This window comes from Acidimicrobiia bacterium (genome assembly GCA_040902765.1).
GTDB lineage: Bacteria > Actinomycetota > Acidimicrobiia > Spongiisociales > UBA11373 > DATKBG01.
The window spans coordinates 1-14834 of the sequence record JBBDWO010000011.1; the positions used below are offsets into that span (position 1 = coordinate 1).

At 69.6% G+C, this 14834-nt stretch carries 12 protein-coding genes, 1 tRNA gene and 1 pseudogene; 9 read left to right on the forward strand and 5 right to left on the reverse strand.

Annotation, left to right across the window (positions count from 1 at the left end):
- Positions 1-156: 156 nt before the first annotated feature.
- Positions 157-597, reverse strand: a complete 441-nt coding sequence (locus WEA29_03440) for a metallopeptidase family protein (protein MEX2322808.1) — start codon at positions 595-597, stop codon at positions 157-159.
- On the opposite strand from WEA29_03440, the gene WEA29_03445 reads away from it, so the two are divergent.
- From WEA29_03445 to dinB, 5 genes and pseudogenes are all read left to right on the forward strand, one after another.
- Positions 569-1150: a GNAT family N-acetyltransferase gene (locus tag WEA29_03445; protein ID MEX2322809.1), complete on the forward strand. Its 582-nt coding sequence runs from the start codon at positions 569-571 to the stop codon at positions 1148-1150. The two genes, WEA29_03440 and WEA29_03445, sit on opposite strands and share 29 nt — an antisense overlap.
- Positions 1151-1184: 34 nt before the next feature.
- Positions 1185-1259: transfer RNA gene (locus tag WEA29_03450), tRNA-Val, on the forward strand.
- Positions 1260-1308: 49 nt separating this feature from the next.
- Positions 1309-1518: pseudogene (locus WEA29_03455) on the forward strand (ATP-dependent DNA ligase).
- A 96-nt stretch (positions 1519-1614) separates the two neighbouring features.
- On the forward strand, positions 1615-2028 hold the full coding sequence (locus WEA29_03460) for a hypothetical protein (GenBank protein ID MEX2322810.1): 414 nt from the start codon (positions 1615-1617) through the stop codon (positions 2026-2028).
- A 66-nt stretch (positions 2029-2094) separates the two neighbouring features.
- Positions 2095-3315 carry a DNA polymerase IV gene (gene dinB / locus WEA29_03465; protein ID MEX2322811.1) on the forward strand — a complete coding sequence of 407 codons (1221 nt, stop codon included), beginning with the start codon at positions 2095-2097 and terminating at the stop codon, positions 3313-3315.
- A gap of 7 nt (positions 3316-3322) precedes the next feature.
- Here dinB and aceB read toward each other — a convergent pair whose 3' ends face one another.
- The 3 genes from aceB to aceA are packed head-to-tail and all read right to left on the reverse strand — an operon-like array spanning position 3323 to position 7937.
- Entirely contained in the window at positions 3323-4891 is a 1569-nt protein-coding gene (gene aceB / locus WEA29_03470; GenBank protein MEX2322812.1) for a malate synthase A, read from the reverse strand.
- Complete coding sequence (aceK, locus tag WEA29_03475; protein MEX2322813.1) at positions 4888-6660, reverse strand: bifunctional isocitrate dehydrogenase kinase/phosphatase; 1773 nt, start codon at positions 6658-6660, stop codon at positions 4888-4890. The genes aceB and aceK overlap by 4 nt, the downstream gene beginning before the upstream one ends.
- Positions 6657-7937, reverse strand: coding sequence for an isocitrate lyase (gene aceA / locus WEA29_03480; protein MEX2322814.1), 1281 nt, complete (start codon positions 7935-7937; stop codon positions 6657-6659). The genes aceK and aceA overlap by 4 nt, the downstream gene beginning before the upstream one ends.
- 130 nt (positions 7938-8067) lie before the next feature.
- Here aceA and WEA29_03485 point away from each other — a divergent pair, with 130 nt between their 5' ends.
- Together WEA29_03485 and WEA29_03490 are read left to right on the forward strand one after the other, a co-directional pair.
- Entirely contained in the window at positions 8068-9507 is a 1440-nt protein-coding gene (locus WEA29_03485; protein ID MEX2322815.1) for a helix-turn-helix domain-containing protein, read from the forward strand.
- A gap of 26 nt (positions 9508-9533) precedes the next feature.
- Positions 9534-9977: a DoxX family membrane protein gene (locus WEA29_03490; protein MEX2322816.1), complete on the forward strand. Its 444-nt coding sequence runs from the start codon at positions 9534-9536 to the stop codon at positions 9975-9977.
- Here the strand turns inward: WEA29_03490 and WEA29_03495 are convergent.
- On the reverse strand, positions 9974-10132 hold the full coding sequence (locus WEA29_03495; GenBank protein MEX2322817.1) for a hypothetical protein: 159 nt from the start codon (positions 10130-10132) through the stop codon (positions 9974-9976). The two genes, WEA29_03490 and WEA29_03495, sit on opposite strands and share 4 nt — an antisense overlap.
- A 180-nt stretch (positions 10133-10312) precedes the next feature.
- Between WEA29_03495 and carA the strand changes: the two genes are divergently transcribed.
- Positions 10313-11467: a glutamine-hydrolyzing carbamoyl-phosphate synthase small subunit gene (gene carA / locus WEA29_03500; protein ID MEX2322818.1), complete on the forward strand. Its 1155-nt coding sequence runs from the start codon at positions 10313-10315 to the stop codon at positions 11465-11467.
- Positions 11460-14720, forward strand: coding sequence for a carbamoyl-phosphate synthase large subunit (gene carB / locus WEA29_03505; GenBank protein ID MEX2322819.1), 3261 nt, complete (start codon positions 11460-11462; stop codon positions 14718-14720). The genes carA and carB overlap by 8 nt, the downstream gene beginning before the upstream one ends.
- Positions 14721-14834: the final 114 nt, after the last annotated feature.

The window sequence follows — 14834 nt, forward strand, 5'->3', positions numbered from 1 at the left end:
CCGAAGGCCGATGACGGAGGGGGAGGCCAGACGCGTCGCGAGGCCCACGTAGCGTGCACCCTCCCCCCTCCCCTCCGGTCGCTGCGCTCCTTACGGGACTCCCCCCTACGGGGGGAGAGAGTCCTACCGCCGGATGGTCCAAGTTCTGAGTACTCCTCATCCCCAGCCGAGGTCGTGGAGTCGCTCGTCGTCGATGCCCAGGTGGTGGGCGACCTCGTGGAGGACGGTGCGCCGGATCTGCTTGCGCAGACGGGCCGGCGTCAGCCGCATCGCCAGGTGGGGTCCCATGAAGATCGAGATCCGGTCCGGCAGCACGCCGGTGTAGTGGCTCCCCCGATCGAGCAGGGACACCCCCTCGTACAGCCCGAGGAGGCTGCGGCCCTCGGCGACTGCCTCCTGGTCGGGGTTCGGCCACTCCTCCACCACTACGTGCAGGTTGTTCACGACCTCACGCACCCACTCGGGCAGCTCGGCGAGGGCCTCGTCGACGATCTTCTCGAACTCGGCGATGTTCACCCGGTCGAGGATACGGCCGTCACCGGCAGCGGCGGTCGACGAGAATCCACCCATGCCCGAGATCACCGTCGTGCCCGCCACCGCGGATCGCTACGAGGACGTGTGCTCGATCCTGCCCACCTCCGGCGGGTGGGGCTGCACCTGCCAGTACTACCGCCTGTCGGCAGGCGACTTCTCCAGGTCGACGATGGAGGGACGGCTCTCTGCCCTGGAGGCGCAGATGGCGAAGCCACCGGCGCCGGGCGTGGTTGCCTACGCCGACGGCGTGCCGGTGGGCTGGTGCGCATTTGCGCCTCGCACCGAGTACGAGCGGCTGATGCGATCGCGCACCATCCCCTTCGTCGACGACGTCCCGGTGTGGTCGGTGGTCTGCTTCGTGGTCAAGACGGGCCATCGTCGCCAGGGCATCAGCAAGGCCCTGCTGGAGGGGGCCGTCGAGTACGCCCGGTCTCAGGGTGCCCCGGCGCTGGAGGCGTACCCGATAGATCCGGCAGGCGAACGGGTGAGTACGGCCTTCCTGTTCGTCGGGACGGTGAGCACCTTCGAGGAATCCGGCTTCCGCAAGGTGGTCGAAACCGACGCCCGAAGCGCCCGTCTCCCCCGCTGGCTGATGCGTCTGGACCTCACCGGGTAGACCCACACGCCACCACTACAATCCGGCGCCCCTGGGGCGCTTAGCTCAGCGGGAGAGCGCTGCCTTCACACGGCAGAGGTCACTGGTTCAATCCCAGTAGCGCCCACCACGCACAGATCACCGCGGTTCCCACTCCCCCGTAGTCTCACTTCCATGCCCCGACCGTCACCGTCGACGACGCGTCACACCCGGACGGGGTGATCTGGGACCTCGACCCTCCTCGAGTCGACCTCGCCCGCGATGCCGCGCGGGCACTGCGCGCGGTGCTTGACGACGTCGGTGTGTCCGTCGGCCTCATGACCTCGGGATCGAACGGGTATCACCTAGTGGAGGTCGAAGACCTGGAAACCCTGGATCCCGTCTCCTAGGGCCGATGTGCCCCAACAACGCTGAGAAAGGGCCAACGGCCCTACCGCACACCAGACCGACTGGCGGAGGCTGCGAGGGTCAATGGAGGTGTTTCGATGGACGAACGAAGCGTCATCCTCATCGACCTCCCCGAAGGGCGGTCTGTCGACACGGACTTCTTGGAGAACTTGGGCCACACGGTCGTCGTGTGCCACGGCCCGCCGCTCCGCACCCTGTGTCCGATCCTCGCCGGAGAGGAGTGTCCGAAGGTCGGTTCAGCCCATGGTGTCATCTTCGAACTCGATCTGGAACGGCCTCAGCACCGGGCGATCCTGGCTGCATACCAGGACATGCTCCCGGATGACATCCCCCTCCGGGTTTCGACGACGCCAGAACTGGCTCGCCGTCACGCCGCGTTGCTCTCGGGCGTGCAGGTCTGGACCCACGAGCCGACCATCGGTGAGCTCGACGGCTTCTCCGCCCTGGTAGAGGCCAGCGATCGGTTCCGAGAGGCCGAGCGCACAGCCTGAGGCCGCCCCCTGGTGGCTGGTCGGTAGGCCCAGCAGATCGAACCCCTGTTCGGTTAGACTCCGGCCGTGGGAGCCGCGTCGAACATCCTGCACGCCGACCTCGATGCGTTCTACGCGTCCGTCGAGCAGCTCATGGATTCGACGCTTCGGGGGCTGCCGATCGCCGTTGGTGGCGGGGTGGTCCTCGCCGCTTCCTATGAGGCGAAGGCCTTCGGGGTCCGCGGTGGCATGCCGGGGCGGCAGGCACGTCGGCTGTGCCCCGAGTTGCGGTTCGTTCCCGGGCACTTCTCCGAGTACCAGCGGCTGGCCGACGAGGTCTTTGCCGTGTGCGAGGACTTCACCCCGGTGATCGAGCGCGTCTCGATCGACGAGGCGTTCATCGACGTAGCGGGGTCGACCCATCTGTTCGGATCTGCTGCCGACATCGCTGCGACGATCCGACGCCGGGTGAGCGCCGAGATCGGACTCCCGCTGTCGATCGGCGTCGCCCGCACCAAGCATCTCGCCAAGATCGCTTCCCAGGTCGCCAAGCCCGACGGACTCGTCGTGGTCGAACCCGAACGCGAGTCGGAGTTCCTTCATCCGCTCCCCGTCGGTCTCATTTGGGGCGTGGGTCCGGTCACCCGAGAGCGGCTCGAGGCCGAGGGCATCACCACCATCGGCCAACTGGCGGTCGCTGCACCGGATCGGCTCGAGCAACTGCTCGGCGCTGCGGTGGGGGCGAAAGTCGGATCCCTCGCCCGCAACGACGACCCCCGGCGCGTGACGGGTGGTCAGCGGGTTCGGTCGCTCAGTGCTCAGTCGGCGACCCGGCGACGCACGCCCGACCCTGACTTCGTCACCCGCACGCTGCTGCATCTCGCCGATCGGGTGTCATCCCGGCTGCGCGCCAAGCACCGCATGGGCAGAACCGTCACCGGACGGGTCCGCTTCGCCGACCTGCGCGCCGTCAGCCGCTCGGTGACCCTGCCCGAAGCGACCTCCAGCACCTCGATCATCGCCGAAATCGCCCGCGAGCTGGTGATCGCGGCCCTGGCGGACCATCCCGAGGAGCGCGAGATCAGCCTGCTCGGCGTGGCGGTCTCCGGCCTGGAAGACGAGACGCCGGATCAGCCGTCACTGCCGTTTGCCGCGAGGGCTAGGCCCGTCGCTCGGCGTGACCTCGAGCGTGCCGTCGATGGGGTTCGACAGAAGTTCGGACGGGGCTCCGTCGGCTTCGCGTCCGTGGAACTCCGCGAGCAGGGTGTCCCCGACCCCTTCCGCGAGTTGGCGGAGCGGGACCTCTGACCCTTGTTCAACCGAGCATCGCCATCCCGGGCGGGGTGAGGAACTCGGGGAACGCCTCTTCGAGGCACACGGTGGCGAACAGGTCCCGGGCGTCGTCGATCCTGCCGGGATGACCCGCATCGCGCAGCATCTGGACCTCGTCCTCCAGGGCGGCGCTGACACGCTCGCGGGTGACAACGGATCCGTCGGTCGTCTCGGCTCCGTGCCGTATCCACTGCCAGATCTGTGACCGCGAGATCTCGGCGGTCGCGGTGTCCTCCATGAGGTTGTCGATGGCGACAGCGCCCGATCCTCCCAGCCAGGCAGCCAGGTAGCGCAGGCCCACTGACACATTGTCGTGCACGCCTCCGTCGGTGACAGCGGCACCGGGGATCGTCACGTCGAGAAGGTCGGCGGCGGAAACGTCGACGTCCTCTCGCAACCGGTCGATCTGGTTGGGCTGGTCGCCGAGGGCCGCGTCGAACACCTCGGTCACCACCGGAATGAGGTCCGGGTGGGCCACCCACGCTCCGTCGAAGCCCTGGGAGCACTCGCGCTCCTTGTCGGCGCGAACGCGAGGCAGCGCGACTTCGTTGATCGCCGGGTCCTTGCGAGACGGGATGAGGGCCGACATGCCGCCCATCGCATGGGCGCCGCGGCGATGGCAGGCACGCACGAGCGCCTCCGCGTAGGCACGCATGAAGGGGACCGCCATGGTCACCGAGCTGCGATCCGGAAGGAGGAATTCGGGGTGCTCGCGGAACTTCTTGATGACCGAGAAGATGTAGTCCCAGCGGCCCGCGTTGAGCCCGGACGAGTGGTCGCGCAGCTCGTAGAGGATCTCTTCCATCTCGAAGGCTGCGGTGATCACCTCGATGAGCACGGTGGCGCGCACCGACCCATGCGGGATGCCGAGACGCTCCTGGGCGAAGACGAATACGTCATTCCACAGCCGCGCCTCCAGGTGACCCTCCAGCTTCGCCAGGTAGAAGTAGGGGCCGGAGCCTCGATCGAGCAGTTCGGCGGCGTTGTGGAACAGGTACAGCCCGGCATCGACGAGGGAGCCGGACATGGGTTCACCGTCGACGACGACGCGGGGCTCGTCGAGGTGCCACCCACGGGGACGGACGAGCAGCGTCGCCGTGCGGTCGGAAAGCTCGTAGGACTTGTCGTTCTCCTCGTGGGAGATCGTGCGGCGTACCGCGTCGAACAGGTTCACCTGGCCTTCGATCATGTTCGTCCAGGTCGGAGAGTGAGCGTCCTCGAAGTCCGCCATGAAGCACCGGGCCCCCGAGTTGAGCGCGTTGATCACCATCTTGCGGTCGGTGGGTCCGGTGATCTCCACCCGGCGATCGCGTAGGTCAGCCGGAGGCTCGGCCACGCTCCAGTCGCCGGATCGAATCGCGGCGGTGTCCGCCCGGAAGTCGGGACGCTCGCCCCGGTCGAAGGCCTCCTGTCGCGCTGCCCGCTCGGTGAGAAGGGAGCGACGCGTCGGCTCGAACCGCCGGTGCAGCTCGGCCAGGAAGGTGAGAGCCTCGCCGCTGAGGATCTCTTTGAAACGGCCATCGGTCGAGCCGGTCACCTGCGCAGCCGTCATCTCGCGCTCCCTTCCTGCGGGTCGTTTCGCTCGCGCTGTGAGTCTGGCGCGGGCTCCGGCGACACGCTCAGCCGGCGGTCCTCCGGATATGGGGACGGGTCGAACAGCTCGCCGGCGGCGAGACGCTCCTGCACATCGGTCCACCACGCCGGGTCGAAGAGTCCGGGGTGATGCTCCTCGAGCACCGTTCGCATCGGCTTCGCCATCATTCCGGCCAACTCCTCGGGGAAGACATCCTCGTGGCGCACGCCGTACCAGGGCTCGGCCGACAACTCGTCATCGGGATTCGTCGGCTCCGGGACGGCTCGGAAGCACATCCGATCGAGGAGCTCGAGCTCGTCATAGTCGTAGGACACGACCCGCCCGTGACGGGTCACACCGAAGTTCTTCGGGAGCAGGTCACCGGGGAACACGCCGGTGACGGCGAGGTCCTCGATGGCCCGTCCGAAGTCGGCTATTACGCGATCGCGCCCCTCGGGGTCGCCCGCGAGATGGACGTCGAGGGGTGTGACGCGCCGCTCCAGGTATGCGTGCTCGATCACCAGGTACTCCCCATCCTCGTGCACCGTCCGTGCCGCCTGGTCGAGCAGTTCCGCGGCGAGAGGGTCGGTGAACCGATCACGCCGCAGCCGGAGGTGCTCGAACTCCTGGGCCTCGACGAGGCGCCCGGCGCGGTCGTGCCCGAAGACGAGTCGGTAGCGGTCGCGCACCGTCTGGCGTGTGATCCGCTTCTGCGGTGGCAGGTGATCGCGGATCACCTTGAACACGATGTCGAAGCCAGCCATGGTGAACACGACCATCACCATGCCCGGGGTCCCGGGAGCGTGATCGAACCGTTCGTCGGTCGCGGCGAGATGGTGGACCAGGTCGCGGTACAACACGGTCTTGCCGTGCTTGTGGTGTCCCACAGCCATGTACAGCTCGGCGGTGCGCTTGCGAGGCAGGAGGCCGCGCAGGAACTCGACCAGTGCGTGAGCGGGCTCGGCGTCCACGAGGAACGGTGAGCGTGTGAACGAGAAGAGGATGCTCACCTCGTCCTCCGAGGTGAGCATCGCGTCGAGGCGTACTCCCTCCTCGGTGTGGGCGAAGGCGAGCACGAGAGGCATAGGACCGGCCGTGGTGATTGCCCGTCCCACGAGGTACGCCGCGGTGCGTCGATGGAACAGTGCGGTGATCGCCTCCACTCGGTCGATCCCCGCCGGTGCCATCTCAGCGAGCCGCCGGGCGGCGGCGGCCACATCGCCGTCTCGATCGGCATACGGGGCGTCAGGGCCGAGTGCATCGAGAAGCCGGTCGATCAGGGTCGCCGCGTTCGATCCCTCGAAGACCGCGTGGACCGGCGAACGAGCCGCAGGCGGTGGATTATCCCAGTCGGTGTCGACGAACTCGATGTCGGGGTCGACACCGGCGGTGGTGAACACGCGCCGGGTGAGGGAGTTGAAAAAGGTCTCGGCGAGCTGCCAGTCGGCGTCCGCGGCGATGTGCCCCGAGTACACGGCCTTCATTCCCGCCCACACGATGCGATCGTCGATCCGGTCGCCCAGGATCGCTCGCACCCCCTCGAGCGCGTGCGACACCGACGCGTCGTACGCGTCCAACCGGTGAGAGGCGTCGGCGACTGATCCGTGCCAGTCGCGATCGGCGAACCGCTCGCTGGCCTGTTTCGTCACCGCACGAAACGCTTGTCGGGAGGCCCAGAAGGCGTCCTCGATTGTTGCGGCACCCTCGTTGGCGAGGAAGCTGGCGCTTCGGCGCCCGGTGAGGGTCACGGTGTCCCGACGAACTGGTCCTGTTCGGTGGAGCCCGCCAGTGCCAGGGTGGAGGCGGCGCCGCCGGAAATCACCTGCGCCACCAGGTCGAAGTAGCCGGCGCCGACCTCGCGCTGGTGCCGCGTCGCCGTGTACCCGAACTCTTCCGCGGCGAACTCCCTCTCCTGGAGGTCGACGTACGCCGCCATCCCGGACCGCGCGTACCCGTGGGCCAGTTCGAACATCGACAGGGCCACAGCGTGGAAGCCGGCCAGTGTGATGAACTGGAATCGGTACCCCATCGCCCCCAACTCCTTCTGGAAGTCGGCGATGGTGGCGTCATCGAGGTGGCGCCTCCAGTTGAAGGACGGAGAGCAGTTGTAGGCGAGCAGCTTTCCGGGGAATTCGGCGTGGATCGCGTCGGCGAATACGCGGGCCTCCTCCAGGTCGGGGGTGGCGGTCTCGCACCAGATGAGGTCGGTGTAGGGGGCGTAGGCAAGTCCGCGCCGCACCGCCGCCTCCATGCCGTTGCGGACCACGAAGTAGCCCTCGGAGGTGCGTTCGCCGGTCACCAAGTCCCGGTCCGCAGGGTCGATGTCGCTCATCAGCAGCGAGGCCCCGAGCGAGTCGGTGCGGGCGACGAGGACGGTGGGCACCCCCGCCACGTCGGCGGCGAGCCGTGCCGCCGTCAGCGTGCGTACGTGCTGTGACGTGGGGACCAGGACCTTGCCCCCCATGTGGCCACACTTCTTCTCGGAGGCGAGCTGATCTTCGAAGTGGACGCCGGCGGCCCCTGCCTCGATCATCGCCACGGTGAGCTCGTAGGCGTTGAGGGCACCGCCGAAGCCGGCCTCAGCGTCGGCGACGATCGGCACCATCCAGTCGCGGGTCGCCCCGCCCTCTGCGGACTCGATCTGGTCGGCGCGCCGAAGGGCGTTGTTGATGCGGCGGACAAGGGTCGGGGCGCTGTTCGCGGGATACAGGCTCTGGTCCGGGTACGTCTGCCCGGCGAGGTTGTTGTCGGCGGCCACCTGCCACCCCGAGAGATAGATCGCATCGAGGTTCGCCTTCACCATCTGCACGGCCTGAGTGCCGGTGAGGGCGCCCAGCGCCGGAACGAAGTCCCGCTCGTGGAGGAGGCGCCACAGGCGCTCGGCGCCCCGGCGGGCGAGGGTGTGTTCGACGGCGACCGAGCCGCGCAGGCGGGCGACGTCGGCGGCCGCGTAGTCCCGACGGATGCCCTCCCACCTCGCAGAGGTGGCCCACTCTCGTTCCAGTGCCTCGATGACCTCGTCCATGCGGTGGTGTCCTCCCTCGTGAGCGCTAGCCGTTACAGAGGAGTATTCTTCACTCGGCGCGGCCATTCCAGGGGTCCTGATGGTTAAATCCGACCAGAGTTCACAAAAGCCCACGACGCGTGCGAATGATTTGCCCGGCCTTGACACCCGAGTCTTCGGTCACCGTCTGCGCCATGCCCGCAAGGAGGCCGGCCTGACCCTCGCCGAGCTCGGTGAGCGGGTCGGTCGCCAGGCCTCGTATCTGTCGATGGTCGAGAACGGGCATCGCGACCCGCCGCTGGGCCTGGTCGACGCCCTCGCCGCGGCGCTCGGTGTCGGGGTGGGGTCGCTGCTCGAGCCGGAGGCGCCCACACACAGGGCACGCCTCGAGATCGCAGTGGAGCGTGCCCAGGAAGACCCCTTGTACCGGGAGCTGGGGCTCCCCCACTTCAAGGCCTCGGCGCGGGTACCCGACGAGGCACTCGAGCACATCGTCGGGCTGTACGGGGAGCTACACCGGCGGTCTCTGCTCCGCTCCGCCACACCCGAAGAGGCGCGACGCGCCAACGCCGACCTGCGTGACGACATGCGCCGGCGCGGCAACTACTTCCCCGAGATCGAGGAAGTGGCCGCCGAAGCCCTGCGTGGGGCCGACTACGGGGGATCGGGAGCGGTGCCGCCGCGGCTCCTCTCCGATGTCGCGGCCGGCTTCGGCTTCACGGTGCGGCAAGTGCAGGACCTCCCGACGTCGACCCGGTCGATCACCGACGGGAGGTCCCGCGTCATCTACATCCCGCAGCGTGACGAGCTGCGCACCCGTGCCGCCAGGACCGTGGTGCTGCAGACCCTGGGTCACTTCGCTCTCGGGCACCGCGACCCCGTCGACTTCGGCGACTTCCTCCGGCAGCGGGTCGAAGCCAACTACTTCGCCGCCGCCGTCCTCATGCCCGAGGCGGCCGCCGTGGCGTTCCTCAACGGCGCCAGGGCCGAGCGGGACCTGTCGGTGGAGGACCTCAAGGAGATCTTCTACGTGTCCTACGAGATGGCGGCGCATCGGTTCACCAACCTCGCCACACATCACCTGGGTATCGGGACCCATTTCATCCGTTCCGACGAGCAGGGGGTCATCTGGAAGGCGTATGAGAACGACGGTGTGCCCTTCCCGGCGGACCCGTTCGGCGCGATCGAGGGGCAGCGGCTCTGTCGACGGTGGGGCACCCGCCAGGCGTTCGGGTCCGACGACCAGTTCGCCGTTCACTACCAGTACACGGACACTCCCGCGGGCACCTTCTGGTGCGCCACCCACGTCGAGGCAGACCGCGAGCCGCCACACGCCGTCACGGTGGGTGCCCGGTTCGAGGACAGCCGGTTCTTCCGTGGACGGGAGACGACGCGACGCTCCACCTCGACGTGTCCGGACGAGTCGTGCTGCCGGCGGCCCCCGGCGGAGCTGGCGGACCGGTGGGACGGGATCGTGTGGCCCGCGGCACGCACGCAGAGCCACGTCCTCGCCGCGCTCCCGGCGGGCACCTTCCCCGGCGTCGACATGACCGACGTCTACGAGTTCGTCGAGCGTCACACCCCCCGCTGACCGCGGCGGTGCCCCATACTGGGGGCGTGAGAAGGTTCATCGCCCGGATCGACGCGGTCCTCATCCCCTGGCTGCGCCGGTGGAGCGTGCCGCTGCTGCGCGGCGCGCTCGGGGTGGTCTTCGTGTGGTTCGGCGCACTCAAGGTGCTCGACGTGTCCCCGGTCTCCGACCTGGTGGCCGACACCGTCTACTGGGTCGACCCGTCCTGGCTCGTCCCGGTACTCGGCGGGGTCGAGATCATCATCGGACTGGGACTGCTGCTGCGCCGTGGGCTTCGCCTCGTACTGGCCGCCCTGGTCCTGCAGCTGGCGGGAACCTTCCTGGTCTTCGCCGTCCGACCCGAGGTCGCCTTCCAGGACGGGAATCCGTTCCTGCTCTCGGTCTTGGGCGAGTTCGTCATCAAGAACCTGGTGCTGCTCACCGCCGCGCTGGTCGTCGGCTCGACCATCGAGCGCAGACCACGCGCCTAGTCGGGGGCGCCTCCCACCACCCCAGCCACAACGGCGGCAATGCGGTCCAGCATCGCGGCGCCGACGGTCAGGGCGGGGTCGTTGTGATCCGCTCCCTCGATGGCGAGAAGGTCCTTCGGCCTGGGTAGGAGATCGGGTGCGCCCGTGCCTCCCACGCCTCCCCTGCTACCGTCGCCCGAGCACCACGCTCCCGGCCCGGACCGGGAGGCAGCAGAACGGGGAGGGATGGCGATCGACCACGGGGCCACCGGCACCCGACAGGTCATCCACCCGCCCGCAGCGGCGGGTCCCCCACCCTTTCCGGGACTCTCCTCACACCCGCAGGACGGTCGCCCGTGAAGCCGGGCCTCCTGGTCACCGCCGACGGCGCCGAGTTCCGTGGCGTCTCCGTGGGCGCCGAGGGGATCACCTCCGGCGAGGCCGTCTTCAACACGGCGATGACCGGATACCAGGAGGTGATCACCGACCCCTCCTACTCGGGCCAGATCGTCGTCATGACCTCCTCCCACATCGGCAACTACGGGGTAAACGGCGCCGACGATCAGGCCGACCGGCCCCACTGCGCCGGGCTGGTGGTGCGCTCGCTGTCGCGCATGACCACCGGTCCGAGTGCCACCGGCTCCCTCCACGACTACCTCACCGCCAACGGCGTGATCACCCTCGCCGAGGTCGACACCCGCCGCCTCACCCGCCACGTCCGCGACCGCGGGGCGATGCCGGCGGCGATGGGGACCGATGCCGACGCCGCCGAGCTGCGCGCCGTCGCCGAGGCGGCACCGCACATGGCGGGCCGTGACCTGGTGTCCGAGGTGACCACGCCCGAGCCGTACCGGGTGGCGGCCTCGGGCGAGCGGCGGGCGACGGTCGTCGCCTTCGACTTCGGGATGAAGCGGGAGATCGTCCGCCAACTGGCCGCCCGAGGCTGCGACGTCCACGTCGTGCCAGCCGGCACCGGAGCCGACGAGGTGCTGGCGCTCCGACCCGACGGGGTGTTCCTGTCCAACGGCCCCGGCGACCCAGAGCCGCTCGCCGGCCCCATCGCCACGGTGCGGGTCCTGCTGGGCACGGTGCCGGTCTTCGGCATCTGCCTGGGGCATCAGGTCCTCGGGCTGGCCCTCGGCGCCGCCACCTACAAGCTGCCATTCGGCCACCACGGGGCGAACCACCCGGTGCGACGCCTCTACGACGGCGGCATCGAGATCACCTCGCAGAACCACGGGTTCGCCGTCGACCTGTGGTCACTCACCGGTCGGACCCCGCCGACGGTCACCGGACTCCCCGGACCCGAGTCGCTCCCGACCACGGTGACCACCGACTTCGGTGAGGTCGCCGCCACCCACCAGAACCTCAACGACGGGACCCTGGAGGGGATGAGGTGCCTCGACCTCCCGGCGTTCTCGGTGCAGTACCACCCGGAGGCGGCGCCCGGCCCCCACGACGCCCGGGGGCTTTTCGACCGCTTCCTCGACCTCATGGCCGCCAATGCCTAGACGCGACGACCTCCACACCATCCTGGTGATCGGCTCCGGGCCGATCGTCATCGGGCAGGCCAGCGAGTTCGACTACTCGGGCACCCAGGCGATGAAGGCGCTGCGCGCCGCCGGCTACCGGGTGGTGCTGGTCAACTCCAACCCGGCGACGATCATGACCGACCCCGAGTTCGCCGACGCCACCTACCTGGAGCCGATCACCCCGCAGGTCGTGGAGGCCGTCATCGCGCGGGAGCGGCCCGACGCCCTGCTGCCCACGCTCGGCGGCCAGACGGCGCTCAACGTAACCGCCGCGCTGCACCGCTCCGGCGCCCTCGCCGCCTCCGGGGTCGCCGTCATCGGCGCCTCGTTCGACGCCATCGAGGCCGCCGAGGACCGCGGGCGGTTCCGCGAGCTCATGACCTCCACCGGACTCGCCTGTCCCCGGGCGGATGTGGCCCGCTCGGTGAACGAGGCGCGGGCCATCGCCGACGAGATCGGCTTCCCGGTGATGCTGCGCCCTTCGTACACGCTCGGCGGCGGGGGCACCGGGATCGTGGCCGACCCGACCGACCTGGAGGAGGCCGTGGCCCGCGGCCTGGCGGCGTCGCCGGTGGGCGAGGTTCTCGTCGAGGAGTCGGTCCTCGGCTGGAAGGAGTTCGAGCTCGAGGTGATGCGCGACCGGGTGGGCAACGCCGTGGTGGTGTGCTCCATCGAGAACCTGGATCCGATGGGGGTGCACACCGGCGACTCGATCACGGTGGCGCCGGTGCAGACGCTGTCCGATCGCGAGTACCAGGAGATGCGCAACGAGGCGATCCGCTGCCTGGAGGCGGTCGGCGTCGAGACCGGGGGCTCCAACGTCCAGTTCGCCGTCGACCCGGCCACGGGAAGGCGCCTGGTCATCGAGATGAACCCGCGGGTGTCGCGCTCCTCGGCCCTGGCCTCCAAGGCGACCGGGTTCCCCATCGCTAAGATCGCCGCCCTCCTCGCCGTGGGCTTCACCCTCGACGAGATCGCCAACGACATCACCGGCAAGACCCCGGCGTCGTTCGAGCCGGTCCTCGACTACGTGGTGGTCAAGGCCCCCCGCTTCGACTTCGCCAAGTTCCCCTCCGCCGACGACACCCTGGGGACGTCGATGCGCAGCGTCGGCGAGGTGATGGCCATCGGGCGCACCTTCCCAGAGGCCCTGCACAAGGCCCTGGCCAGCCTGGAGACCGGGGAGGGCGGGCACGACCCCGGCCCCGCCGTTCCGATGCCCCTGGAGGAGCTGGTCGCTGGGTGCGCCCGCCCCAGCCCGGTCCGGCTCACCCGCGTCGCCGAAGCGCTGCGACGAGGAGCCAGCGTCGACGCGTTGGCCGGCGTCACCGGCATCGACCCCTGGTTCCTCGACCAGATGGCCCAGGTCGCCGAGGCCGAGGGACGGCTCGAGAGCGACGGGCCCTCTCCAGAGGGGGCGCGCGCCGCCAAGCGCCTCGGGCTCTCCGACCTCCGGCTCGCCTCGCTGTGGGGATCCACCGAGGAGGAGGTGCGACGGCGGCGCGCCGAGTGGGGCGTCTCCCCCACGTTCAAGACCGTCGACACCTGTGCCGCCGAGTTCGAGGCGGTCACCCCCTACTTCTACTCCACCTACGAGGACGAGGACGAGGCGCCGCCGCCCCGGCCGGGCACCGTGGTCGTCCTCGGGTCCGGGCCCAACCGGATCGGCCAGGGCATCGAGTTCGACTACTGCTGCGTCCACGCCTCGTTCGCCTTGCGCGAGGCCGGGTACCGGCCGGTGATGATCAACTGCAACCCGGAGACGGTGTCCACCGACTACGACACGTCGGACCGCCTCTACTTCGAGCCGCTCACCCTCGAGCGGGTCCTGGCGGTGCTCGACAAGGAGCGTCCGGACAAGGTGATCGTCCAGCTGGGCGGGCAGACTCCCCTGCGGCTGGCCCGGGAACTCGCCGACGCCGGAGTGCCCATCGCCGGGACCCCAGCCGAGGCCATCGACCTCGCCGAGGACCGACGCCGCTTCTCCGAGTTGTGCCGCGAGGCCGGGGTGCCGCTGCCCGCCCACGGCACCGCCACCTCGGTGCTCGAGGCGGCGGAGGTCGCCGACCGGATCGGCTTCCCCGTACTGGTGCGCCCCTCGTACGTGCTCGGCGGCCGGGGGATGCGCGTGGTGTACTCGCTCGACGAGCTCACCGAGTACCTGCGCGGGCTCTACGGGGCGATGCCGTCCGAGGTGGATGCCGTCGGGGACCCGGTGGCCATCGACCGCTTCCTCGAGGGCGCCACCGAGGTCGACGTCGACGCCCTCTTCGACGGCTCCGAGCTGGTGGTCGGCGGGATCATGGAGCACGTCGAGGAGGCGGGCATCCACTCCGGCGACTCGGCGTGCGTCATCCCGGCGCCGACCCTCTCTACCGAGGCGCGCAAGCTCATCCTGCGCCACACCGAGTCCCTGGCCCAGGCGCTCGGCGTCCGGGGGCTGCTCAACATCCAGTTCGCCGTCCGAGGCGACGAAGTCGTCGTCCTGGAGGCCAACCCGAGAGCGTCGCGCACCATCCCCTTCGTCTCCAAGGCAACCGGCGTTCCCCTGGCCAAGCTGGGCACCCGGGTCATGATGGGCGAGTCGATCGAGCAGCTGCGCGCCGCGGGAGTGGCGTTTCCGACCGACGACCCCGACGGATTCGTCGCCGTGAAGGTGGCGGTGCTCCCCTGGGCACGGTTCCCCGAGCAGGACGCCGTGCTCGGCCCGGAGATGCGGGCCACCGGGGAGGTCATGGGGATCGCGGCGACGCTCGGGGCCGCATATGCCAAGGCCATGCTCGGGGCCGGCATCGACCTGCCTGAGGCGGGCACGGTGTTCTTCTCGCTCACCGACCGCGACAAGGAGGCCGGGCTCGAAGTGGCACGAGGTTTCGCCGCGATGGGTTCACGGATCCTCGCCACGACGGGCACCGCCGCCCACCTCGCCGATCACGGAGTGGCCGCCACCCGAGTGGACAAGGTCGGAGAGGGCCCGTGGGACCCGGTGCGCCTCATCCACGAGGGCAAGGTCGACCTGGTCGTCAACACGCCCATGGGGAGGCGGGCCCGCGGCGACGGTCGCCTCATCCGCGCCGCCGCCCAGGCGTGCGCCATCCCGTGCATCACCACGGTGCGCGGCGCACTCGAGGTCGTCCGTAGCCTCCAGCAGGGCGCGGCGGCGAGCGATGTGCGGAGCCTCCAAGAGTGGCATCACGACTCGCCGCGGACCTCCACCGGCCCTTCGAAGTAGGTGCGCACCGTGGGGTAGGCGAGATCGATGTCGGGTCGCTGGGCGAAGGACTTCAGCACCGCCCTTCACACCTCTGCTCGGCGGCGCGCCGACCGCCGCGGGCCGCGGCGGTCG

Coding starts and splice junctions, on each gene's coding strand:
- WEA29_03445 (MEX2322809.1), top strand. CDS start 569: ATGCCCGAGATCACCGTCGTGCCCGCCACCGCGGATCGCTACGAGGAC.
- WEA29_03460 (MEX2322810.1), top strand. CDS start 1,615: ATGGACGAACGAAGCGTCATCCTCATCGACCTCCCCGAAGGGCGGTCT.
- aceB (MEX2322812.1), bottom strand. CDS start 4,891: ATGACGGCTGCGCAGGTGACCGGCTCGACCGATGGCCGTTTCAAAGAG.
- aceA (MEX2322814.1), bottom strand. CDS start 7,937: ATGGACGAGGTCATCGAGGCACTGGAACGAGAGTGGGCCACCTCTGCG.
- carB (MEX2322819.1), top strand. CDS start 11,460: ATGCCTAGACGCGACGACCTCCACACCATCCTGGTGATCGGCTCCGGG.